18 protein-coding genes and 1 pseudogene are annotated in these 24,477 nt (G+C 60.2%); 13 read left to right on the top strand and 6 right to left on the bottom strand.

Annotated elements, in window-relative coordinates; genetic code table 11:
- Window positions 1–8: 8 nt before the first annotated feature.
- The 8 genes and pseudogenes from ACZ5WW_RS11030 (at window position 9) to ACZ5WW_RS10995 (ending at window position 11,550) form a co-directional block, all read left to right on the top strand.
- Window positions 9–1,382, top strand: coding sequence for an adenylosuccinate synthetase (locus ACZ5WW_RS11030; protein ID WP_377164210.1), 1,374 nt, complete (start codon window positions 9–11; stop codon window positions 1,380–1,382).
- A gap of 69 nt (window positions 1,383–1,451) precedes the next feature.
- Window positions 1,452–3,362 (top strand): annotated as a pseudogene (locus ACZ5WW_RS11025) (YHYH protein); the annotation flags it as partial.
- Window positions 3,363–3,968: 606 nt separating this feature from the next.
- Complete coding sequence (locus ACZ5WW_RS11020) at window positions 3,969–4,673, top strand: hypothetical protein (RefSeq protein ID WP_377165564.1); 705 nt, start codon at window positions 3,969–3,971, stop codon at window positions 4,671–4,673.
- Window positions 4,674–4,691: 18 nt separating this feature from the next.
- Window positions 4,692–6,203 carry a sulfatase-like hydrolase/transferase gene (locus tag ACZ5WW_RS11015; RefSeq protein WP_377164212.1) on the top strand — a complete coding sequence of 504 codons (1,512 nt, stop codon included), beginning with the start codon at window positions 4,692–4,694 and terminating at the stop codon, window positions 6,201–6,203.
- Between the two features lie 24 nt (window positions 6,204–6,227).
- The gene (locus ACZ5WW_RS11010) at window positions 6,228–7,598 is read left to right on the top strand and encodes a sulfatase-like hydrolase/transferase (RefSeq protein ID WP_377164214.1); all 1,371 of its coding nucleotides are present in this window, start codon (window positions 6,228–6,230) and stop codon (window positions 7,596–7,598) included.
- A 139-nt stretch (window positions 7,599–7,737) separates the two neighbouring features.
- Window positions 7,738–8,886, top strand: a complete 1,149-nt coding sequence (locus ACZ5WW_RS11005; RefSeq protein ID WP_377164216.1) for an alpha-hydroxy acid oxidase — start codon at window positions 7,738–7,740, stop codon at window positions 8,884–8,886.
- Window positions 8,887–8,956: 70 nt separating this feature from the next.
- Window positions 8,957–10,012 (top strand): tRNA pseudouridine(13) synthase TruD, encoded by a 1,056-nt coding sequence (gene truD / locus ACZ5WW_RS11000; RefSeq protein ID WP_377164218.1) that lies wholly within the window; start codon window positions 8,957–8,959, stop codon window positions 10,010–10,012.
- 77 nt (window positions 10,013–10,089) lie between these two features.
- Entirely contained in the window at window positions 10,090–11,550 is a 1,461-nt protein-coding gene (locus tag ACZ5WW_RS10995) for a metallophosphoesterase family protein (RefSeq protein WP_377164220.1), read from the top strand.
- A 34-nt stretch (window positions 11,551–11,584) separates the two neighbouring features.
- On the opposite strand, the gene ACZ5WW_RS10990 is transcribed toward ACZ5WW_RS10995, so the two are convergent.
- Complete coding sequence (locus ACZ5WW_RS10990) at window positions 11,585–12,193, bottom strand: carbohydrate-binding family 9-like protein (protein WP_377164222.1); 609 nt, start codon at window positions 12,191–12,193, stop codon at window positions 11,585–11,587.
- 77 nt (window positions 12,194–12,270) lie between these two features.
- Here ACZ5WW_RS10990 and ACZ5WW_RS10985 point away from each other — a divergent pair, with 77 nt between their 5' ends.
- Window positions 12,271–14,208, top strand: a complete 1,938-nt coding sequence (locus tag ACZ5WW_RS10985; RefSeq protein ID WP_377164224.1) for a CehA/McbA family metallohydrolase — start codon at window positions 12,271–12,273, stop codon at window positions 14,206–14,208.
- Window positions 14,209–14,249: 41 nt separating this feature from the next.
- Window positions 14,250–15,680 carry an FAD-dependent oxidoreductase gene (locus tag ACZ5WW_RS10980; protein WP_377164226.1) on the top strand — a complete coding sequence of 477 codons (1,431 nt, stop codon included), beginning with the start codon at window positions 14,250–14,252 and terminating at the stop codon, window positions 15,678–15,680.
- On the opposite strand, the gene ACZ5WW_RS10975 is transcribed toward ACZ5WW_RS10980, so the two are convergent.
- The 4 genes from ACZ5WW_RS10975 to ACZ5WW_RS10960 form a co-directional block, all read right to left on the bottom strand.
- Window positions 15,681–15,989 carry a ribonuclease III domain-containing protein gene (locus ACZ5WW_RS10975; RefSeq protein WP_377164228.1) on the bottom strand — a complete coding sequence of 103 codons (309 nt, stop codon included), beginning with the start codon at window positions 15,987–15,989 and terminating at the stop codon, window positions 15,681–15,683.
- Window positions 15,990–16,034: 45 nt separating this feature from the next.
- Window positions 16,035–18,623, bottom strand: coding sequence for a M56 family metallopeptidase (locus ACZ5WW_RS10970; protein ID WP_377164230.1), 2,589 nt, complete (start codon window positions 18,621–18,623; stop codon window positions 16,035–16,037).
- Between the two features lie 6 nt (window positions 18,624–18,629).
- Entirely contained in the window at window positions 18,630–19,010 is a 381-nt protein-coding gene (locus ACZ5WW_RS10965; protein ID WP_377164232.1) for a BlaI/MecI/CopY family transcriptional regulator, read from the bottom strand.
- A gap of 84 nt (window positions 19,011–19,094) precedes the next feature.
- Window positions 19,095–20,021, bottom strand: a complete 927-nt coding sequence (locus ACZ5WW_RS10960) for a hypothetical protein (protein ID WP_377164234.1) — start codon at window positions 20,019–20,021, stop codon at window positions 19,095–19,097.
- 249 nt (window positions 20,022–20,270) lie between these two features.
- Here ACZ5WW_RS10960 and gap point away from each other — a divergent pair, with 249 nt between their 5' ends.
- The 3 genes from gap (at window position 20,271) to rarD (ending at window position 23,485) form a co-directional block, all read left to right on the top strand.
- Complete coding sequence (gene gap, locus ACZ5WW_RS10955) at window positions 20,271–21,320, top strand: type I glyceraldehyde-3-phosphate dehydrogenase (RefSeq protein WP_377164236.1); 1,050 nt, start codon at window positions 20,271–20,273, stop codon at window positions 21,318–21,320.
- A gap of 112 nt (window positions 21,321–21,432) precedes the next feature.
- Entirely contained in the window at window positions 21,433–22,605 is a 1,173-nt protein-coding gene (locus ACZ5WW_RS10950) for an MDR family MFS transporter (protein WP_377164238.1), read from the top strand.
- Window positions 22,595–23,485, top strand: coding sequence for an EamA family transporter RarD (gene rarD / locus ACZ5WW_RS10945; RefSeq protein ID WP_377164240.1), 891 nt, complete (start codon window positions 22,595–22,597; stop codon window positions 23,483–23,485). The genes ACZ5WW_RS10950 and rarD overlap by 11 nt, the downstream gene beginning before the upstream one ends.
- Before the next feature lie 6 nt (window positions 23,486–23,491).
- On the opposite strand, the gene ACZ5WW_RS10940 is transcribed toward rarD, so the two are convergent.
- A complete protein-coding gene (locus ACZ5WW_RS10940; protein ID WP_377164242.1) occupies window positions 23,492–24,415 on the bottom strand; it encodes a D-alanine--D-alanine ligase in 924 nt (307 codons plus the stop codon).
- Window positions 24,416–24,477: the final 62 nt, after the last annotated feature.

Raw genomic sequence — 24,477 nt, 5'->3', positions numbered from 1 at the left:
CTTACTTTGTGAGCGAGATACGCTATGCCTCCGTGCTGGGCCTTGGTTTTGGAGACTGTGGCAAGGGACATTTCATTGACGCACTGACGAGGCGCTGGCAGGCGCACACCGTCGTGCGTTTCAGCGGCGGCGCTCAGGCGGGGCACAATGTGGTGACCGCTGAAGAGGAGGTGAAGCCTGCAAGACATCATACTTTTTCGCAGTTTGGCGCGGGCACCTTTGTGCCGGGCACACGCACGGTGCTGCTGGACCCGATGGTGCTGCACCCGACAGCTCTGCTGGTGGAGGCGGAGGTTCTGGGGCGTGCGGGTGTGCATGATGCGCTTCTGCGTCTGACCATCGATGCACGCTGCCGCATCACGACTCCCTATCATCAGGCGGCGGGGCGGGCGCGTGAGCTCCTGCGCGGCACGGCAGCTCATGGCACCTGCGGCGTGGGGGTGGGTGAAACGGTGAGGCATGCCCTGCAGCATCCGGAGCTGGCCATGCATTACGCTGACTTCTCAGGCAGCAGCACGCAGCAGACCCGCATGCAGCTGGACAAGCTACAGGCCATTCGAGAGACGCTGCATGAGGAGCTGTCCGCGCTCTGCCCGCCTGAGGTGACTGGTGTGCTGGCGGATGAGATGCGCACGCTGCGAGACGAGTCTCTGGCCGGCAAATGGCTGACGATGGCAAAAATGCTGGCGCGCCATTGTCCTCCGGCATCGTTGGAGGAAGTCAGGGCTCCATTGAAGCAGCCCGGATGTGTTCTGTTTGAAGGGGCGCAAGGCGTGCTCCTCGATGAATGGCGTGGTTTTCATCCACATACGACCTGGAGTTCCATCACGACAGATGCGGTGGAAACAGCCGCTGCATGTCTGGAGCTTGGCGCGCCGATTGAGCATTATGGCGTGCTGAGAAGCTACCTCACCCGCCATGGCTCGGGTCCGCTCCCAACGCATGATGAAGCACTGAATGACCTGCTGCCGGAACCGCACAATCATTCCGAAGGCTGGCAGGGCGGCTTCAGGCGAGGGCATCCTGATGCGGTGCTCCTGCGTTATGCTTTGGATGTCATAGGCTCGCTGAATGGACTGCTGGTCAGTCATCTGGATGTGTTTCAGCGTGGGGTGAAGCTGAAGTGGTGCGGACACTACTCGACCTCAACAGCCCCATGCCTCAAGCGGCTGCCTGCTGGAGCATGGAAGGATTTAGCCCACCAGACGCGACTGACGAGGCTCCTGGAGGAAGCCCGGCCAAACTACGATTCCAGCGTCATCACTTCGTGCCAGGATTATCTTGAGCGGATCGCGAGTGTGACCGACCTGCCGGTTGTTTCATGCTCCTTTGGCAACAACTGCAGGGATGTCCGTGAGATGCAGATGGGCGCGTGGTCTTGACGCAATCCTGACAAATCTCCGGAGATTCCTTGAAGCCGTCCTGACGCGAGGAGGGTTAGAGTCCGCATCATGAAAACGCTTCCCGCTCTTCTGCTGCTCGCGACCAGTCTTTCCGCCCACACTTTGAGAGTGGGTGAATCTGCTGACAAAGAGGTGCTGCGGCAGCACATTTTGGAAGAGTGGATGCAGCAGCATGCAGTACCGAAGGAGGGGCAGATCAAAACGGTGCAGGTGGCTTCTATGTCAGGCCCCCTGAGCCTTGCGGCAGCCGCAGCGGCCAATGCGGCAAACGCTCCGCGTGCGGCCAAGGCCTTTATGACCTTTCCGAAGCTGGAGCTGAAATGGGACCAAGACTTTCTATATGTGGGGTCCAATGGCTGGCCGGAGCATAACATGATGGTGGGGATCACGGCCTGGCAGCAGCAGGTGCCGCTGCCGCAGGCTTATTTTGGAGACAATGCCTGGCGCATTCCGCTGAAGCCGGTTCCGGCGAAGACGCCCGCCGTGGTGGAAGGGCGCTTTTTGCGCGGTGCCATTGCGCTGGCGGTGAATGGCATCCCGATTTTCAATCCACAGAACAACCGTGGGGAGGTGTCATTTGAAATCGGCGAACTGGATCAATGGGGCGGGCATTGCGGACGTGCGGATGACTACCATTACCACATAGCGCCGCTGCATCTGCAGACGGTGGTGGGCAAGGGGATGCCGATCGCGTATGCGCTGGACGGGTATCCGATCTATGGCCTCACCGAGCCGGATGGATCGCCGGTGGGCAAGCTGGACGAATGCCATGGCCACGAGGATGCGAAAGTGGGCTACCATTACCACGCCTCCACAAAGAGGCCGTATCTGCAGAGCGCGTTTCATGGAGAAGTCGTTGAGGCGGAGGGGCAGGTGGATCCGCAGCCGCGTGCGCAGCCGGTGCGTCCGGATACGCCGCCGCTGCGCGGGGCGGAGATCACCGGATTTGAGAGCACCGGCTCCAACAGCTACAAACTGAGCTATCAGGTGGGCAGTGAGAAACGCTGGATTTCCTACAGCATCAACAGCGACGGCACCTACCCCTTTGAGTTCAACAACGGGCGTGAGGGTACGGTGAAGGAAGTGTATACCAGCCGTGGTGGTGGCAGAGGTGGCCCCGGAGGAGGTGGCAAGGGGCCTGGCGGAGGGGGCGGCAAAGGCAAGGGAATGACGCGTGAAAAAGGAGGTCGGGGGAAAGGCATGAAGCCTGATGAGAATCCGCCACCGGCGCCTGATGAGTCGCCGCGCCCACAGCCTGCCCAGACCGTCGGCAGCCTGATGGATGTGAATGGTGACGGGGTGGTGACGGCGCAGGAGTTTGCCGACAATGTGAAGCGTGAATTTGCCGCCAATCGCAGCGGCGGCACGCTGGCGGCCGCCATGGCCAAGGCACGGAGCGAATTCACCGCACTGGACCGGAATGGCGATGGCAGGCTGGATGTGGGCGAGCTGCTCACTGCAGCACCCACACCTGTTGTACAATCGTCGGAGAGACGTGGTGGCGCACCGTCTGCGAGCAAGGGTGGCGGCTTTGTTTTGACCAGCCCTGAGGTGGAAGATGGCGGCAGTCTGCCTGCGGATTACACCGGAGACGGCAGCGGAGCCACGCTGCCCTTGGCATGGAGCGGGGCTCCAGCGGGAACGAAGAGCTATGCGCTGATCATGGACCATCTGGCACCGGGCAATGAGATGAAAAGCTACTGGGTGATGTGGGACATCCCGGCCGGAACGACCAGCCTGCCCAAGAATGTGAAAGGCGTGGGCAAGCTGGGGGTGGGCTTCAAAGGCGAGGAGGGCTATGAGCCGCCGCATTCGCAAGGGCCGGGAGAAAAGACCTATGTGCTGCACGTGTATGCACTCTCTGCAGAGCCGAAGCCCACAGGCACAGGTCGTGGTGGAGTGACACGCGAAGACTTGCTGGCGGCGATGGATGGCAAGATTCTCGCCAAGGCCGACTTGAGTGTCGTTTACTCACGGGGTGGTGCCGCCGCAGGTGGCGGGCCCGGACGCAGTGGCATGCCTGCTGGCGCGACCACGACTCCTGGCGGCCCTGGTGGAATGGCTCCAGGTGGAGCCACCCAGCCCATGCCGGCGCAGGGCGGTGTTGGAGGGCAGCAGGGTGGCCAGCGCAAGCCATGGATGCAGATGCACGGTGCTGAGCTGGATGGCAATCAGGACGGCATCGTCACCGTATCCGAGATCCTTGCGGATATGAAGACCGCCACCTCAAAGTATGATGCGGACATGGATGGCGTCATCACTCCCGCTGAGATCGATGCGGCAGGAGACATCCGTGATGGGGCTGCATTTGCCGGCTTTATCTTCCGGCACGCCTACGAACTGGATGTGAACCAGGACAGCCGCCTCAGCGTCACTGAACTTTCGGATGCAGCCAAATACATTTTTGGCACGGCTGATGTGGACCACGATGGCAAGCTCACGGCCGAGGAGGTCCAAAATGCACCGAATGCGCCACTGCGTGCGGCCTCACCTGCCAGTGGAGATCAGCCCCCCGCGCCGCCTCCTGCCACAGCTCCTGGAGCAGAGGATCCAGCACCCAAGCCCATGCAGGCTGGCGCAGGTCAGGGCGGCCGGCGTTCGGGTGGTGCTCCCGCTGAATCTGGAAAAGGCGGCGGTGGCAAAAAGAAGAAAGGCGGCGGACCGCCCGGGCTCATCAAGCCGAGCATTGCCGACACGATGAAGCTCAACGTCTATGCGGACAACTGGTTCATGCTCTACGTGAACGGCCGTCTTGTGGCGGTGGATCCCATTCAGTTCACGCCGCACAATGTCGTCAGCGTGGATTTCCTGCCGGAGTATCCCATGACAATCGCGGTGCTGGCCAAGGACAACGCGGATCCCAAAACCGGGCTCGAATACGGCAGCAGCATCGGCGATGGCGGCTTCATTCTGAAGTTTGCGGACGGCACGGTGACGAACGCCACCTGGAAGGCCAAAAGCTTCTTTCACGGGCCGGTCAACGGCGACACGGCCAATCCGCAGGTCAAGCAAGAGCCTCTGCCTGCCAACTGGTGGGCCGTGGACTTTGACGACAGTTCATGGAAACAAGCGAAGGAGTACACTGTCGAAGAAGTGGATCCCAAGCAGCCCTACTTTGAGAACGATTTCGAAGGGGCGAAGTTCATCTGGACCGACGACCTCGCGCTGGACAACACGATCATCTTCCGAACCAAGGTGGAAAAGCCCGGCTGGCAGCCGCGCTGGAACACGAAGCCTGATCTCGATGTGAGTGGGGCGCCCTTGCGGTAACACCTGATTTTATCAGCCATGAAAAGCCTTCGTCTGATTTATTTCCTGGCGGCATGCCAGTGTATGGCTGCGGCGGAGAGCGCACAGCCCAACTTCCTTGTCATCATGGGAGAGGCGCAAGGGTGGGCGTCCATGTCCGTGCCGCAGGATGATCGAAATGCCGAAGGATCGACGAGCAGCTTCATCCGCACTCCGAATCTGGACAGCATTGCCCAGCACGGCATTCGCTTCTCTGATTTCTACGCCTCATCGCCACGATGCACTCCCACACGGGCGGCTCTGTTTACCGGGCGCAACCCGGCGCGGCTGCACATGACGTTTGTCGGTGAAACGAGGAAGGAGGGCGGGGTGAATCCGGGAGACAAGGTCATCGCCCCCGAGACGACGTCACAGGTTCCCGCTGGCATGGAAACCATCGGCACCCTTTTGAAAAAACAGGGCTATGCCACCGCCCACTTTGGCAAATGGCATGTGGGTCGTGAGAACCCGCAGCAGAGCGGCTTTGACGAAAACGACGGGCCGAACAGCAATGGCGGGCCTGACAACGTCGATGAACCGAATCCAAAACAGTGCTACGCGATCGCAAATCTGGGCATGGATTTCATGACGCGGCAGGTGAGGGCACGAAAGCCTTTCTACCTGCAAATTTCGCAATACCCGGGCAAGCAGCCTGAAAGCGCGACTCCAGAGATGATCGAGTCTGTGAAGCGCAGGCTGGGCAACCGTCTGGACATCGTGCGGATTGGTCAGGCGGCAGGCTGCGAAGAAATCGACAAGACGATCGGTCTCGTGCTGGCAAAGCTCAAGGAACTCGATGCGCTCAAAAACACCTACATCATCTATACTGCCGATCACGGTGCACAGGGGCGCAACGCGAACGGCGCTCTCACCAATGGCAAGGGCACGGTTTGGGAAGGGGGGCTGAGGGTGCCATTGCTGGTGGCCGGCCCAGGCGTCAAGGCGGGGGAGTTTTCCCATGTGCATGCCAGCACGGTGGATGTGCTGCCTACGATCATGGAACTGGCGGGTGCGCCACCGAGCATGCTGCCGAAAGATCTCGATGGTGTCAGCCTCGTGGGTGTGCTGAAAAAGGATCCGAACACGCCGCCAAGGCGACTCCACGATGAACTGGTGGTGCATTTCCCACATTATGACAAAGACGAGATCGGCCCCGCTTCCGCCATCCTCTACCAGAACTGGAAGATGATCCGTGTGTTTGAAACTGAAAGACGAATGCTATTTGATCTCTCCAAGGACATCGGGGAGCAGAAAGATCTCGCGCAGGCGGAGCCCCAAGTGGCAGCCGCTCTCGACAGCCGCATGACGGATTATCTGCGCGCTGTGAATGCCGGACTGCCGAAACCCAATCCTGACTACGTCGCAGGAGGAGAGAAGTCAGGCGACCGTAAAGGAGGCAAAGGCGGAAAGGGTGGGAAAGGGGGCAAGGGTGGAAAACCCATGCCGATGAAGAAGGAAAAGACGGAGCTCAAAGCCGGCTCAAATGAGCCAGGGGCCAAGGGGCCGGTATAAAACATCAGACCTTATTTTTGAACCATGAGAATCATTCCATTCATCATTGGCCTTCAGCTCCTGGCCGTCGCTGCCTTCGCCAAGGCTCCCAACATCCTTTTTATCCTCGCTGATGACCAGTCGTGGAGCGGGACCTCGGTGCGGATGATGCCCAATGAACCGGGCAGTGCGGGGCGGGAGTTTCACACTCCCAATCTGGAAAAACTCGCCGCGCAGGGCATGGTGTTCTCTCAGGCTTATGCGGCGCACTGCAAATGCGAGTGCTCGCGTGCCTCCATCCAGATGGGGCGCACGACCAGCACGCTCAATGCGACGGACAAAAACTCGCGCAACTGGAACGCACCCGTGAGCGATTCGCTGGTCAACACGCTGAAGAAGGCGGACGGCAGCTATCGCGCAGCCCACTTCGGCAAGTGGCAGTGGTTTCATACGCCAGAGTCCATGGGGTATGACGCCAGCGATGGCATCACCATGAACGAGGACGGAGACACGACCGATCCGGAAGATCCGAAGCAGTCCTTTGGCATCACGCGGCGCGCACGCACGTTCATGGAGAAGCAGGTGAAAGAGGGGCATCCGTTCTTCCTGCAGCTTTCCTACTATGCCGTGCATCAGACGCCCCAGGCGCTGGCCTCGACGCTGAAAAAATACGAAAGCATGCCGAATCCTGGAAAGGGAGGGAAGGGCGACCGTGCTGTGATGGCCGCCATGACCGAGGATCTCGACACCTGCGTGGGCGAGGTTTTGAAACAACTGGATGAGCTCCACATCGCGGAAAACACTCTCGTCATCTACACTTCGGACAACGGCGGTCGCACGAGCGTGCTCAATGGCGGGAAAGGAGATCTGGGAGAAGGGGGAATCCGCGAGCCGATGATCATCCGCTGCCCGGGAGTCAAAGGCGGTGTGAACTGTGCCACCCCTGTCATCAGCTACGATCTGATGGCGACTGTGCTGGATTTTGCCGCACCTGGATTTCCCCTGCCCAAAGGCGTGGAGGGTGGAAGCTGGAAGCCGCTGCTGCTGAGCGGTGGAAAAGAACCCGTGAGGCGGCCGATTGATCGCTTTGTGTGGCATCAGGTGGTGGAGGTGGAGCAACCGATGTCTGCGATCCGAAAAGGCGACTACAAGCTGCTCTATCTCTGGGACAGCAAGGAGGGGCTGCTTTTTGACCTGGTGCATGATCTGGGAGAGACGCGAGATCTGGCAAAGCAAACCCCCCAGATGGCGGAGAAACTGCAGGCCGAGCTCAAAGCACACCTGCGCGCGGGGCTGGGGGAGCAGGCTTTTGCGGCTTTGGAGCGCGGCGAGTTTCCCCAGGGAAGAGGGCCCAAACCGGGCAAGGGCATGGGAGCCGGAGGCAAAAAGAAGGGAGCAAAGAAGATGGAGCAATGATCTGAAGCAGGTGCGTTTTGGCACTGGCAGCGTGGGTGCAGGAAGATTGCAAATCCGGCGATTTACTGCGAATGAAGTGGGCGTGTGCGGGCGATGATAGATCTGCACTTTCGCCCTCACTCCCGCTTTCCAGAACACCATGCCTGAAGTCTTCAACTCCAACTACCCCTCCATCGAGCACCTGCGAGAGAAGGCACGCCGCAGGGTGCCGCGGTTTGCCTTTGAATACCTGGAGGGCGGCTGCTTTTCCAACATCAACCTTCAGCGCAACACGGATGAAATCCGGCAGGTGCAGCTGAGGCCGTGGTATCTGCGGGATTATCCGGGTTCGGACCTGAAGACGGAGCTTTTTGGCATCACGTATGACGCGCCCTTTGGAGTCTCGCCCATCGGGCTGCAGGGGCTGATCTGGCCCAAGGCCACCGAGATCATCGCCAAGGCGGCGCACCAGCACAACCTGCCGTTCACGCTGAGCACCGTGGCCACGGCCAGCATTGAAACGGTGGCTGAGCTTACGGAAGGGAAGGCGTGGTTTCAGTTGTACCATCCTGCTGAAAACTCACTGCGCGACAAGCTGCTGGACCGTGTGAAGGATGCCGGCTTTCCGGTGCTCGTCATTCTTGCCGACACGCCCACCTTTGCTTACCGCCCCAAGGAGATCCGCAACGGGCTCTCCATCCCGCCGCGTATGACGCTGCGCAATGTGATCCAGATGATGCTGCATCCCACCTGGTCCTTCAGCCAGCTGGCGGCCGGTGCGCCGGAGTTCAAGACCATGAAGCCCTATCTGCCGAAGGGGCTGAACATGAAACACCTCGGGCTTTTCATGAACAAGACCTTCTCCGGGCGGCTGAATCCCGCCAAGATCAGCGCCATCCGCGAGCGCTGGCAAGGCAAGCTGGTGGTGAAGGGCGTGGTGACCGAGGAGGATGCCGAGACGGCGCTGGGCCTGGGCGTGGACGGATTCATTGTGTCGAATCACGGTGGCCGGCAGCTGGATGCCGGACAGTCCACGATCAAACCGCTCACCGAGCTGGCGAAAAAATTTGGACATCGCACTACCATCATGCTGGACAGCGGTCTGCGCTCCGGCCCCGACGTGGCCTGTGCGCTGGCCAGCGGCGCCAAGTTTACCTTCATGGGGCGCTCCTTCATGTACGGGGTGGGAGCCCTGGGCAAAGACGGGGCAGACCACACCATGACGATGCTCAAGCGCCAGCTCAAGCAGGTGATGGAGCAGGTGGGCTGTGAACGAGTGGCCGATCTGCCAAAGCATCTCGTGGCGTGAGTGAGGCTGCCGCAAACATCCTGCATCTTGGATTGATTCCGTGCAGGATGTGGCGCAGACCTTGCGGCACATGATTTCAGATCCGAAGGCACTTCCCTATCTGCACGGCGGCCCTCTGGGCCGGGCACGGTTCAAGGTGCAGCCAGAGGATTTTGTGGTGGAGGAGATTCTGGGTTTTGAGCCCTCGGGCGTTGGCGAGCACTGCCTGGTGTGGGCGGAGAAGCGGAATCTGGACAGCAATGCCGCCGCGGCGCAGCTGGCAGACGCCGTGGGCATCCGGCGCAGGCTGGTGAGCCACTGCGGGCTGAAGGACCGCCATGCGGTCACACGGCAGTGGTTCAGCCTGCACATGCCCGGCCAGCCTTCGCCAGAGCCAGCAGTGCTGGAATCCGAGGGACTGAAGGTACTGCAAATCACACGCAACACTCGCAAGCTGCGCCGTGGCATTCACCAGGGCAACCGATTCACCATCCGCCTGCGTGAGCCGGAATTTGACGCGGATTCCGCCAGACGGCGGTGGAGTGACATTGCTGCAAAAGGAGTGCCGAATTTTTTTGGCGCGCAACGCTTCGGCAATGACGGGCAGAACCTGTCCAAGGCGCTGGCGATGTTTCGTGGCGAGTTCAATCCAGGAGATCGACTGCTGCGCGGACTCCTCATCTCATCCGCGCGCAGCTATCTTTTTAACACCGTGGTAGCGGGGCGCATGGCGGCAGGCACCTGGGACAAGCCGCTTGCTGGCGAGGTCTTTGGATTCTCAGACAATGGCACCATTCTGCTGCCGGAAAACCAGCGTGGCGATGAGGTGGCAAGGTTTGAAAAAGGGATCGTGGAACTCACTGCGCCCTTGTGGGGAGAAGGAGATCTTCAGAGCGTGGGCGAGGTGCGTGACTTTGAGCAGAGCGTGGCAGACCGGTTCCCCGAAATCACCGCTGGTCTGAAAGCCTGCGGTCTGCGGCAGGAGCGGCGGGTCATGCGCTTGCGCCCTTTGCAGCCTGTCATGGAGGTGGTGGCAGATGGCGATCTTTCCATGCGGTTTGATCTTCCCAAAGGAACGTATGCCACTGCCATTCTGCGCGAGCTGGCGGCTCTGGATGAAGCTGGGCATGCCGAGGTGGACTCGTAGTGCTTGCTGACACGGCGCTGACAATTCTCCGGTTGCGGCCTGATGGCTCTTTGACATTTCCGTTATCATTTCTGTGCATGAAGACCTCTACGTCACTGCCTCTGCTGGCCGCATTCATTGTCATGGCTGCGGCGCTGGCCATGGCCCAAAATGAAGGAAAGCAGCCCAAAGGGGAGCGCGGCAACAAAGGCAAAGGGGCTGGAGCTGGCGGACAGGTGGAGCCTGCGGTGGTGCCGCCGTATCTTTTCAATGTCTGGCTCTGCCGCCCTGAGGCGGAATCCGTGACCCTGAGCGTGCTGGCCTGGAAGGACATGGAGGCTTTTGTCTCCTACGGTGCCAGCCCGTCGATGCTGACGCAGCGCTCCGCAGTCGTGAAACTCACAGCGGGGGAGCCGCAGACGATTTTGCTGGGGTCTTTGAAAGCAGACAGCGCGTATATTTATCAGCTGACTTATCGCATCGGCGGCGGCGAGGCGGTGCGTGATGAGGTGCGCAGCTTTCATACGCAGCGTGCTCCGGCGTCTGCCTTTACCTTCACGATGCAGGCGGACTCACATCTCGACATGAGCACGGACGTTCGCGTGTACCAGCAGACACTGGCCAACATGCTGACCGACAAGCCGGATTTCATGATCGATCTCGGGGACACCACGATGGTGGACAAATTTGGCAGCTTTTACACACGGGCGGAATCACAGTATAAGGCGCAGCGTTTTTATCTGGGGCGCATTGCACACAGCGTGCCGGTGCTTCTTGCCTTGGGAAATCATGACGGTGAGCAGGGCTTTCGGCTGACGGGGCAGCCGGATTCGATGCCGCTGTGGTCCATCGCCATGCGGAAGAAGTATTTTCCCAACCCCGAGCCCGGCGGCATCTACACGGGGAATTCAAAGCCTGAGGAAAGCGCGGGCATGCTGCAGGACTACTATGCCTTTGAGTGGGGCAGCGCGTTGTTCGTCGTGCTGGATCCTTTTTGGTTTACGCGGGAGCGCAAAAGTGAGGACAACTGGGACATGACGCTGGGGGAGGAGCAATACCGGTGGCTGGCGAAGACGCTGGAAACGAGCAAGGCGCCGTTCAAGTTTGTCTTTCTGCATCATCTCGTGGGTGGACTGGGCAAGGATGTGCGCGGAGCCGTGACGCCCGCGCCTTACATGGAATGGGGCGGCAAAAATGCGGATGGCAGCGAGGGCTTCAAACAGCATCGCCCAGGCTGGGCGCTGCCCATCCATCAGCTCCTGGTCAAAAATGGTGTGAGCATTGTTTTTCACGGGCATGACCACCTCTTTGCCAAGGAGGAGCTGGACGGTGTCATCTACCAGGAGGTGCCTCAGCCCGGACACCCAAGCGGTGGCACGCGCAGCGCGGAGGAATATGGATACACGGGCACCATTCTGGGCAGCTCAGGACATGTGAGAGTGATGGTGGGCCCGGGTGAAGCGCAGGTGGACTATGTGAGATCCATCGTGCCCGGGGTGACACGCGACGAGGTGCCCAATGCCTCCGTCGCACACAGCTACAAGATCAAAAGAAAGTAGGTTGAGAGGACCGCCGGCGTTCAGGCGGGGCTCGTCACACCAGTTCGAGAATGCCAAACGAGGCAGGCACGTGAAAATCTGGTCGCTCTGTCTGCGGATTGACCCAGGGCATCCAGCCGGACTGCACGGAGCCGTCGGGTTTGTGGCGAAATTCTGCGCGGTAGAGTCCGGCATAAAATTCGCGGCTGTCGGCTTTGAGCACCTGGAGCGTTCGCAGCGTGTCCAAAGGGATGCTGCCCATGACGGTGTAGCGGTTTCCCATGATCTCGGCTGCGAGGCTCAATCCCGCGCATCGCCAGTCCCAGTTCATTTCACGGTAAAAGCTGGCCTCGTAGTCGAGCACATCTCCACGAGGGGACATTTCCAGGCAGAAGTAGGGCTTCAGGCTGAGATCGGGTGATAGAAAAATTTCGACGCGATCAGATCCAAGCACGCGCTCTTTAGCATCAGCACCATCGGGCAGCACGAGGTCGTCATCTTGGCAGTCAAAGCGGAAATGAAGATGGCTTTCGTCCCACAAGGCGCGGAATTCGGTGAACGGCGCCGTGCTCTCTTCCCAGGGAAAGGAAAAGGCGGTCAATGATTCGGCCACCGCCCAGTCGAGGGCGGTGGCAGAGGTGTGGCGGACACGGTAGCGTTTCATGCGGCAGCTTTGGCAAGCAAGCGCTGCATTTCAATGACGGCTGGAAAACTGTCTGCCGGCGGAGGCGTTGATAGTGGATGAAATGGATTTTAGCCTGCCTGCCCGCATTGACCCTGATGGCGGAAGACGTGATCGTGCTGCCTGGAAAGATGCATCTCGGAAAGCCGGGGCAGTTTGAATGGGAGGAGTTCAAGGACAGGGCTGTGGACGCCGAGCGGCTGGAGAAGCATTTTGAGGCCAGGGCAAATACCTCAGAGCAGACGCTGCGCATCTGGCAACGGGATGTGAAGCTTGGCTGGCCTGTCTTTTTGAATGGCAAAAAGCTGGGGGCCTTGGTGACGGCCGAAACAGCGATGGAGAGCCTTCTCGCGATCCCGCTGGGGACTTTGCGTGATGGGGACAATCTTCTGATGATCGAGGCACCTACAGCTCTGGATGACATCGAGGCGGGGCCCGTGATCATCGCGTCAAAGACGAGTGCTGAGCTGCTCAGTGGTGCCCAAGTGGAAGTCACCGTGATGGATGGAGATGCGGGAGGTGAGCTGCCCTGCAGGCTGACGGCGACGCGTGTGGATGGAACCTTGCAGCCGCTGAGAGCCGAGTCTGCCGCAGATATAGCCGTGCGTGTGGGTGTGGTTTACACAAGGAATGGGAAAGCCAGACTCTCTCTGCCGCCTGGGGATTACATTCTCCATGCTGGGCGCGGCTTTGAATGGGGTGTCAGTCGTGAGGTGCTAACTCTTCAGGAAGGAGAGAGCAAAAGGGTGGCGGTGAAGCTGCGGCGCGAGGTGGATACCAAAGGCTGGATCGCGGCAGACAGCCACATTCATACGCTGACTTATAGCGGGCATGGCGATGCCAAGATCGAAGAGCGCATGCTTACCATCGCGGGGGAGGGGATCGAACTGGCGATCTCCACGGATCACAATCATCACACAGACTATGCACCGCAGGCCGCCAGCATGAGGGTGGCGAAAAGCTTCACGCCGGTGATCGGCAATGAGGTCACCACCAAGCACGGGCATTTCAATGCCTTTCCCATCGAGCCAGGAGCCCGTGTGGTGAATCACCAGCAGGAAGACTGGGCAAAGCTGCTGCCGGATATCCGGGCCACTCCTGGCGTGAAGGTGATCACGCTGAATCATCCGCGGGACCTGCACAGCGGCTTTATCCCGTTTGGCGGCATCCAGTTCAATCCGAAGACGGGCAGGCACCGCCAGGCAGATGCACTGGCGGGCATCGATGCGATGGAGGTGATCACTTCTGCAGCGATGCAGTCTGACATTCACCTGCTTTACCGTGACTGGTTTGCGCTGCTCAATCGCGGGTACCGCATTGCGGCGGTGGGTTCGAGCGACAGCCATGATGCGAACCGTTTCATTCTCGGGCAGGGGCGCACCTATGTGGCCGCCAAGGATGCCGATCCGGCGAACCTTGATCTGGATGAAGTCTGGCGCAGCTACAAGGAAGGGCGGCTGCTGGTGAGCCTGGGACTGCTGGCGCAGCTCAGGGTGGATGACAAATTCATCGTCGGAGATCTGGCGACAGGACTGAAGGAAAAGATCAAGGTGGAAGCGTCCGTCTCTGGGCCTGCATGGACGCAGGCAGACCACATCGAACTCTTTGCGAACGGCATCCTGATTCGTGAGCAGAAGATTGAAGACAACCATCGTGCGGGTGAAAAAGCGCGCATTGTGTGGGAAATGCCCAAGCCCGCACATGATGTGCATTTGGTGGCCATCGCGACGGGGCCGGGTATCACCGAGCCGTTCTGGGAGATTCCCCGGCCGTATCAGCCGAGCAGCAAGAGCTTCATCCCTCGTGTGGTGGGTTCGACGAACCCGATCTGGCTGGATGCCGATGGCGATGGCCGCTTTGAGCCTGCGGTCGAGATCGCCCGGAGGCTGATCCGGGAAAATGGCGGAGATCGTGAGAAAATTCGGCTGGCATTGCAACGTTGTGACGAGGCCGTGGCGGTTCAGGCGGAATCTCTGATGGAAAAAAGTGGCCCATGATTTTGTCCAAAACTGCGGTAAATCTGACTTCACAATCCGCCATGAGCACATCCAGCCCTTCCTCCGATCTCAAGCGCCGTTCCTTTCTGCGCGCCGCCTTCTCTGGTGCCCTTGTCACGCCCGGGGTGATGAACGCAGCGGAGGTGGAAAAAGCCATTGCCACATCTGAGGGGCATTTTCATGAGCAGGCACGGGATCTGCCGCTGGTGGAGGATGCAGACGTGATCGTCTGCGGAGCCGGACCGGCAGGTATTGCGGCTGCCATCACGGCGGCGCGAGCCGGGGCACGTGTCCGCGTGTTTGAGTGGCGCGGCTGTCTCGGCGGCGTGTGGACGGCGGGCCTGCTGGGGTATCTGCTCGATTTTGACAAGCCGGGCTTCAACCAGGAGCTGCTGAAGCGGCTGGACGAGCGCGGCATGCGCCGTGGCACCAGCCACAAGAGCATCTGCTACGAGCCGGAAGGCATGAAGCTGCTGCTGGAGGAGATGTTTGTCGAGGCAGGCATCAAGTTCCAGCTTCATACCCATGTGTGTGCCGCCTACCGCGACGGAAAGCGACTCACGACGGTGGTCACGGAGTCCAAATCTGGCCGGCAGGCCTGGAAGGCGCCGGTCTTTATCGACACCACGGGAGACGGAGACCTCGGAGCCCTGGCGGGTTGCTCCTTTGAATACGGTGAGGCGGACGCCTGCCCCTGCCAGCCGATGTCTCTCAATGCTTTGCTTGTGTGCAAGGATGTCGCGGCTTTGGAGGCCTTCATTCACAAGTCCGACCCCAGCAAGGCTGATGGTGTAGCCAAAGACGCGTTTCTGGCGGAGATCAAGCGTGCGGGCCTCTTCCCCTCCTATGCCAAGCCCACCCTCTGGCAGGTGCGGGACAATCTGCTGCTGGTGATGATGAACCACCAGTATGCCGTGCCCTGCTTTGATGCCGCGAAGATCACCGAGGCCACTGTGCAGGCCCGTGCGGAGATGAACAAGATCGTGAATGCCCTGCGTAAGCTGGGCGGCCCGTGGGAGGCCCTGCAAATTGCCGCCACGGCGGAGCAGATCGGCGTTCGCGATGGCCGTCGCATTGCCGGGCGCTACACTGTAACGAAGGACGATGTGGCCACAGGTGCACGCTATGACGATGCCGTGGTGCGCCCGACCTTCAGCGTGGACATTCATGCCCTAAGTGCCGACATGAACAAGACGACCGCCTATCACAACGCGGGCATCAAAGTGAAGCCGTATGACATTCCGCTGAGGGCGCTGATCGCCAAGGATGTGGACGGCCTGATGATGGCCGGGCGCAACATCAGCGGCGATTTCATCGCGCATGCGAGCTATCGCGTGACTGGGAACTCGGTGGCGATGGGAGAGGCGGCCGGTGTCACCGCCGCGCTGGCAGCCACCACCAAGCGCCTGCCGCATGACGTGCCATGGAGCGAGGCCGAAGCCAAGCTCAAGGCGCTGGGACAGCGCGCCTAGCTACTTGCCGGTGCGTTTGCGCTTGGCCTCCTGCTTGAGAAACAGCGGCTCAAGGTTTTCGTGGATCCAGGCAAAGGCGGCCTCCAGCCCCTCGCGCTGGTAGATCACGCCGATGTCAGCCTCCACCGCGGTGGGGTTGCCTGTGCAGGAGAGGAATTGATTGCAGGTGAAGCGCATTTTCATCTCCGCATCCACCTTGCCATGCAGCTTCAGGATGAAGCTGCGGACGTAAAGCTCCAGGACGGCATCGCCGATCCAGGCGTTTTCGCGCAGGCGCTGGGTGAGGTCGAGTTCTGGGAGGGATGCCATGAGCGTGGCATCCAGAGCGAGCTTTGGCGCAAGTTCAACCGTGGATCACTCGGTATCACCGGGCTGTGCCGAACTTGTCAGCCCTTTGAAATAGGCGCTGACCCAGGAGTGCTGCAGGCGGGTGGCTTTCACATAGAAGGAGGAGTATTCTTTTCGGTATGTGACGCTCGGTGTGGAGGTGTCCTTCTTGGGCGTGGCATTGCTTCCATTCAGGATGGTGCTGATGTCCTTGAGAATGGTCTCGGCGCTCGCTTGCGTTTTGGGCTGGGAGTAAAATTTACCGATCAGATCGGCATCTTCGCTGGGACGGATGATCCAGCGTTCACGATCAAACACCAGTGTCAGGCCGTTCGCACCACAAAGGGTTTCCAAGACATCAAAGGGACTGGCATGGATGCTGAAGGTGACCAGCTTTTGGTTGATGGGATTGTCGTCAGGCGGAGAGATGAAATTCATGCCGGCGTCGGTGGCGAGATAGCGCAGCACATCCCCCAGCCGCGCTTTGGCGAATTCATACTTCTGCGGGCGGGCCTTGCGGAGCTTGTCGGCCTCAGCCTCTGCGGCAGATGGTGCAGCGGAGGAAGGGCTGGAAGCCTGGCTTTTGTCCTGCTTCGACTCCGGTATGAGGACGTAGGACCGGGCGTCATGAGTCAGCTTGTGATGTCCTAGCTCGGCGCAGTAGCGCAGGGCTTCGTCAACCGGCACGTCCTTGAGGGAGAGGGTGATGTTAGCCGAAGTGTCCCCGCCTGGTTGGAGGATGATGTTGACGCCTTTCCTCTCGGGGTCGAGCTCCCGGGATTGGTTGCGGATAAAGTCGAGGCATTCGTTGAGCGATGCCTCGCGCATCTCCAAGCTGGGAATAATGACTCTGGGAGATGGCATTTCTGCTGCAGGGACCTGACTTGAACTTGCAGCCCCAGTTTTGATCTCGGTTTCACTCACAACGACGGCATATGGCTGCACGCTCATTTTGAGGTTGGCCAGCTCGACGACATAGCGCAGGGCTTCGCTCAGCGGGATGTCTTTGAGATCCAGAGAAATGATCGCGGCAGACGGCGGGTCCCCGGCGCGGTAGAGGATGCTGACTCCACGTGCTTTGGGGTCGGTGGTCAGAGTGTCAAATTCACGCCCTTTGACGCGGAGGTATTCGAGCGCCTCCTGCACCGAGGCCTCTTTAAATTGAATGCTGGGTATGATGATCTTATCCAGCTTCGACTTGATGAAAGCATATGGGTTTGCGGCCTCTGTCTGAGTGCCCGCCTTCATGTAGTTTAAGTTCATGGCCTTGGATGCCGCGGCTTCGTCCTGGGTGCCGAAATAGATGCCACCAAAGGCTTCGCCATCCTTGTTGTAAAAGCTGAGATGTGGCAGTCCCGTCTGTGGGTGCGGGTGCACCAGGACAACGCTGCCTTTCCCCTTTTTGATCCGGGCTCTCTGCCGCGGATCGACCGGAGTGCGGTCGGAGTTTTTCACGGTGACGAAAAGGGAGATGTAGGCCTCGTCCTCACTGGCGAGCACATAATCGGCGGAAACGGTCAGCGATTCTGCCGTGGTCTGCACGGAGTGGATCTGAATGGAGTCTCCCTCGCGGAATGAGAGCTGGCCGATGGTGAAATCACGCACCGGCTCCGACTTTTGGGCGCGGGTCACTCCAAAAAATGTCATGAGGATGATGCATATGGCCAAGACCGCCCTCATGACCGGACGTGGGCGAGGGTGGCTGATGATGGACTGAATGCGGGAACGCAGCACCGCGCCACGCTGAAAGATACCGACAAAGCCCAGACTGAGGCCGCGTGGGCAGAAGGCGCTCTCCACCTTGAGGAGGGCATGGCCGTATTCGGCACGGTGGTCCTTGGTGGCATCGTGGAGGACCTGGGCGTCGCACGCAGCTTCGCGGTCGGCGCGGATTTTAAAGAAGGCGATCCAGAGCAGGGGATTGAACCAATGCAGAGCCATGAGAAAGCACATGAGGGCATTGAGCGTGAGGTCGCCGCGCTTGAGATGCATGAGCTCATGCTTGAGCACGAGGCGGGCTTCGGCGGGGGTGAACTCATGGTCAAAGCTGACTGGCAGCAGCAGCACGGGGTGCAGCAGGCCGGTGACCGCAGGACTGCTGACGCCAGGGGAGATCAGCACCTCGGGCATGCGGCGTAGGCATACCTCGCGGGCGATCTGCGCGAGCGTGGCCAGGATCTCGTCGCTGGCGGGATGACGGGCCCGCTGAAAGCGGCGCAGGGCAAGCATGAGGGAGACTCCGCCGGAAAGGAGAATGCCTGCGGCAATGACGAGCCAGCCCACGCGGACCAGGTGCTGCCAGTCCACAGGCGGCGGCAGAGGCTCAGGGGCGGAGAAAACCACCGGCATCTCATGCACGACATCGCTGACAGCCATTGTCGCGGCGACAGGCGTCTGGCGCGCATGCGCTTGAAACACCTGCTCAAGGCTCCAGCGGCTCTCCGGCAGCACCGGCATGAGCAGCACAACGAGGGTGGGCAGCCACAGCGCGTAGCGCATGCGGGCGCTGAGGTGGCGGTGCAGAGCCGCCTGGATGAGCAGCGTGGCAGCAGTGAGCAGCGACGCACGGAGGCTGGCGGCGAGGAGCCAGTCGAAAATGTGGGTGAGCGTGTTCATGGTGGGTCAAGAGTTGAGAGACTGGTCGAGCAGCTTTTTCAGCTCCTTCACTTCTTCGGCGGTGAGCTTGCTGTTCTGGGCGAAGTGCACGAGCAGGGGCTTGGCTGCGCCGCCAAAGATGCGCTGCATGAAGGACTCGCTCTCGGCGTGCACGCATGCCTCCCGCTTTACAGCGGGGAGGAAGGTGCGGGTGCCGCTGGCGTTTTCGGCGGTCTTGAGCGCGCCTTTTTCCACCAGCCGCGTGAGCAGCGTGCGGACGGTGTTTTCAGCCCAGTTGGTGGAGGCACGCAGGGCCTTGGTCACTTCAGAGGCGGTCTTTGGGGATGACTCCCAGAGAACCTCCATGATGGACCACTCAGATTCGGAAATGTCGGGTGCGTCTGGCATGATTTAATGGAATTAAATTCATTTCACTACATTTGTCGTGATATGACAACTACAAATGTAGTGATTGGCGGCTTTGGAGGGCTTTTACTTCAGGCCAACAGGGGAGAGGACATAGCTCCTGACGTCGTATGAAAGCTTATTGCCGGAAACTTCAGCGATGTAGCAAAGGGCTGTGCTGAGGGGAATCTGTGAGAGGCAAAGAGTGATGGACGCGCGCGGAGCACCGGGTTTGACCACAATGGAGAGCTCACTGCGATCAGGATTGAGCTCGCGCGATTTGACGCGAATAAAGTGGAGACTCTCTTCTAGGGTTGCCCCGTTGAGGTCCATGAGAGGCAGAATGGGCTGGGCGGAAGAAGTGGCGGGAAGGCTGGCACTTTCAGTTTCTGCGTCGGTGGCCACCACCGCAAAGGGATCGTAGCGCAGTCTGACGTTGGAGATTTCGGCGCAGTAGCGGAGAGCCTCATCCAGCGGAATGTCTTTCAAATCGATCGAGATCGGCGGGCGCTTGACGCCTTCGCGCAGATGCAGGACATAATTTAACGGAGGGGGAATTTTGTCACCCATATCGTAGCAGCCGCGGTTCACCCGCAGGTACTCCAATGCCTCCTCAAGGCTGGCGTCTTGAAACTGGACAGTCGGAAGAATTCGCTTCTCCATGTGGTTCTGGAGGCTGGTGGTCTTCTGATAAACAGGAACCCTCTGGTCATTCTGCTCTCGGATGGCCACAGCGTGCCGCTCAACGGTGTATTTGAGCCCGACCAGACCAGTGATGTGGCGCAAGGCTTCGGCCAGTGGCACGCCTCGCATGCTGAGGCCGGATGCGGCCGGCAGCTTGAGGCTGCCTCCGGCAACGATGACGATGTTGACTCCCTTGATTCCGGAGCCGGCGGAGGTGGTGTCAAATTCACGGCTTTTCATGCGCAGGACCTCGACGGCTTCCTCAAGGGCGACTTCTGACGTAGGATAGTCTGGGATGATGATCGTGTTCAGCTTCTCCTCCAGCGACATGACATGTGGCTTTGGCTGTGCTTCGAGCTCCGGGGCTGTCTTTTCACGCCAAAACCAGCCAGCTGCCACGGCGACGCACGCAAGCAAGGAAAGCACTGTGGCGGACCTGTTCATGGTGGCAGGATAGGGCTGGCGCTCGGCCTTTGGGAAGCTTATTCCGGCCCGAAACCTGCTGCCTCGGCGGTTGACACCCACCCCCCCCGGCAGTAATCCTGCTTCCCCTCAAAAATCAAAACTAACTCAAACAACATGGTCAAAATCGGCATCAATGGTTTCGGGCGCATCGGCCGCCTCGTGTTTCGCGCAATCTGTGACCAGGGTCTCCTGGGCAAGGAAATCGACGTCGTCGCCGTGAACGACCTCGTGCCTGCTGACAATCTGGCCTACCTCGTCAAGTATGACTCCACCCAGGGCAAGGCCCGTGAGGAAGTGTACTCCAAGAAGTCCAGCCCTGACGTGGCTGAAGACGACATCCTCGTGGTGGACGGCCACGAGATCAAATGCCTCGCCGTGCGTGAAGGCCCCTCCGCCCTGCCATGGAAGGCACTGGGCGTGGACATCGTGATCGAGTCCACCGGTCTCTTCACCGAGCGCAGCAAGGCTCAGGGCCACATCGACGCAGGCGCCAAGAAGGTCATCATCTCCGCCCCTGGCAAGGATGAAGACATCACCGTCGTCATGGGCGTGAACCATGAGAAGTATGACGCCTCCAAGCACCACGTGGTGTCCAACGCCAGCTGCACCACGAACTGCCTTGCGCCGATCGTGCACGTGCTGCTCAAGGAAGGTTTCGGCGTGGCCGAAGGCCTCATGACCACCATCCACTCCTACACCGCCACTCAGAAGACCGTGGACGGCCCGTCCAAGAAGGATTGGAAGGGTGGTCGCAGCGCCGCCATCAACATCATTCCTTCCGGCACCGGTGCCGCCAAGGCCGTGGGTCTCGCGATCCCGGAAGTGAAGGGCAAGCTGACCGGCATGTCCTTCCGCGTGCCGACGCCGACGGTTTCCGTGGTGGACCTGACCGTGAAGACGGAGAAGGAAACCAGCTACAAGGAAATCTCCGCCGCCATGAAGAAGGCCAGCGAAACCTACCTCAAGGGCATCCTGAACTGGACCGCCGACGAAGTGGTGAGCACCGACTTCATGCACGACCAGCACAGCTCCATCTTTGACGCCGGTTCCGGCATCGAGCTGAACAGCAAGTTCTTCAAGCTCGTGAGCTGGTACGACAACGAGTGGGGCTACTCCAACCGAGTCGTCGATCTCGTGAAATACATTGTGAGCAAAGGCCTGTAATCTAACCGAACACAGACACCCTTTAAAGCCTTCGACGGGCCGGCTCACCTGAGCCGGCCCGTTTTGCGTTCCTGCTCACCCTTCTTTTTTCCATGAACCTCTTTTTCCAACCATGTCCCTTCTTTCACAATTGCGCGTCCTGCCCAGACCCTTCTGGGTTCTGGTAGGCGCGACCTTCGTCAATCGGTTCGGTGTCTTCGTCGTGCCGTTTCTGGCGCTCTTCATCACGCGCAACGGCCACACCACCGCCCAGGCGGGCTATGCCGTGGCCTCGTATTCGGTGGGCGGCTTTGCGGCAGCCTGGATCGGCGGCTGGATGGCTGACCGCCTTGGGAGGAATGTCACCATGGCCGTCTCCGCGCTGGCGGGTGCGGTGTGCATGATCGCCATGTCCCAGGCGGTGGACTGGCGTACGCTGGCGCTGCTGGCTTTCATCACCGGTGCCATCAATGAGGCCGGGAGCCCTGCCAGCGCCGCGCTGGTGCAGGACCTGGTGCCGCCGGAGCACCGTGTCATCGCCTATGCGGTGCAGCGCTTTGCGGTGAATCTCGCGTGGTCCCTCGGGCCAGCCACAGCAGGCTTCCTGGCGGAATACTCCTTTTTCTGGCTCTTCGCTGTCGATGCTGCCACTTCGGCCTTCTTTGGCATCATCGCCTGGGTTTGCCTTCCCCGGGGCAGGCGCACGGCCCGCGAGCACGCAGGCTGGGGGCATGCGTGGCAGTCTATAAAAAGCAATCACGCTTTCCTGGCCCTGTTCGCAGCCTGCATCTGCACGGCATGGATCTTCCGGCAGACCAACACCACTTTCCCGCTGCACTTTGAGCGGAACGGGCTGCCGCTGCATGACTGCGGCCTCGTGCTGGCCCTGAACGGCGTCATGATCTGTCTGTTTGAGCTGCCACTGGCAGCCGGGCTGCGTAAATGGCCGGTCAGGCAGGTGCTGGCGCTTGGCTACATTTTGATGGGCATCAGTTTCCTCACCTTTCTCGTCAGCGGCTCGCTCACTGCCTTTGTTTTCATGATGGTGGTGTTTACTCTTGGCGAGATGTCCGCCTTCTCGCGACAGCAGGCCTACTCTGCCAGCCTTGCCCCTGAGGATATGCGTGGGCGTTATGTGGGCTTTCTCAGCCTTGCCTGGTGCGCAGGCAATACCGCCAGCTCCGCCCTGGGCATGGCGCTGTATGATCAGCACCCCGGACTGCTCTGGGGCATCAATGCCACGCTGGGCCTGGTGGCGGCGCTGCTTATTCTTTCCACCCGCAAACTTTCCCCGCATGAATCCTGAAAAGACATCCGCCAATGCCACACTGAGCGCCGTGCTGGCCTTTGGTCTGTGGGGAGTGCTGCCGGTGTACTGGAAGCAGCTCGGCCACTTGGGCAGCGATGTGGCGCTGGCCCAGCGCGTGGTGTGGACCATGGCCACCGTGTTGCCGCTGCTGATGCTGCGTGGCGAGTGGTCCGGCTTTCTGCGCTCTCTGCGGGATGTCCGGCTGGTCGGCGCTCATGCATGGTCCGCCTTTCTGCTGGCCATCAACTGGGGCGTCTTCGTCTGGGCAGCCCAGCACGGGCGCATCATCGACTGCAGCCTTGGCTACTTCATCAATCCGCTGCTGAATGTCCTCATCGGCAGCCGTCTGCTGGGGGAGCGCCTGACGGGACTGCAAAAGCTCAGCATCTTCTCCGCCGCGTGCGGTGTGCTGACGCAGCTCGTGCTGGTGGGCCACTTTCCATGGATCGGCCTGCTGCTGGCGGGCAGCTTTGCGCTCTACGGACTGGCGCGACGGCAGTCGCCTCTGGGATCACTGCCTGGTCTTGCGATGGAGACAGTGGTCGGCATTCCGGTGGCGGTGGTTTACCTGCTGTGGGCGCAGCAGAGCAGCCTGCCCATTTGGGGCACCGCGTCTGCGCATGACCTGCTGCTCATCATCGGCCTTGGCATCATCACCACCATTCCGCTGCTGGGCTTTGCGCATGGCGCGCGGCAACTGCCCTTTGCCCTGCTCGGGGTGTTGCAGTTTCTGGCCCCCACCGGTCAGTTTTTGGTGGGAGCTCTGATGTATCACGAACCGGTCGGCTCAGGAGCCCTCGTCTCCTTTGGCCTCATCTGGCTCGGGGTGTTGCTGTTTTGCGGAGATCTCTGGCTGCGAAAGCCCAGCAAGGCCTGAGGAGCCTCAGGGCCTTGCGGCAAGCGACAGCTCGATGATCTTTGCACACAGATCCGGGAACTCGATGCCCACAGCCTTGGCGGCTTTGGGCAGCAGGCTGCTGCTCGTCATTCCAGGAATGGTGTTCACCTCCAGCACAAAGGGGGCTTGATCGCTGTCCCGCAGCATCACGTCCACACGGCCATAGACTTCCGTGCCGCAGGAGCGGAAGGCTTTCAGCGCAGCGTCCTGCACAGCCTGGGTCACTTCGGGGCTCAGGGCGGCAGGGCAGTTGTAGTTCGTTTTACCGGTGCCACCCATCCATGGGTACTTGTTGTTGATGTCGTAGAAGCCCTCCACGGGTTCGATGTGGATGATGGGCAGCACCTGATCGCCAAGGACGCCCACGGTCAGCTCCTTGCCAGCCACGTAGTCTTCGATCAGCGTGTCATGGCCAAACTTTTTCGCGTCTTCCAGGGCGGCGTCCAGCTCAGCCTGGGTGTGGCAGATGTGCACGCCCACGCTGGAGCCTTCACGCGGCGGCTTCACTACCAGGGGCAGGCCGATGGCCAGTGGCTGGCTGCCGTCCAGCAGGTAGGTTTGCGAGCGCGGCGTGGGCACACCTGCGGCGATGAAGCGCTCCTTGCTCAGCAGCTTGTCAAAGGCGATGCGGCTGCTCGCCACGCCTGCGCCGGTGTAGCGGATGCCGCGCTGTTCCAGAATGGACTGAATCTGGCCGTCTTCGCCAAAGGTGCCGTGGATCAGGTTCATGGCGACGAAGGCATCCCCTGGTACTTCAAAGTCCGGCCCCGTCACATCCACCTCGACCACGATGGCCCCCTTGCTGCGCAGCGCTTCGGCCACGCTTTCAGCAGTTTTCAGGGAGACTTTGCGTTCAGAGCCGGGGCCGCCCATCAGCAGGGCGATTTTCTTGTTCGTGAGGTCGAGCATGGTGCGGCAGATATGGAATGCGGAGGCCGGATTGGCAAAAGGAATCCTGGCAATGTCCGTGC

The sequence above is a fragment of the Prosthecobacter fluviatilis genome, assembly GCF_055388355.1.
The sequence above is the reverse complement of the archived record's forward strand: the minus strand, read 5'-3'. Positions and strand labels throughout refer to the sequence as shown.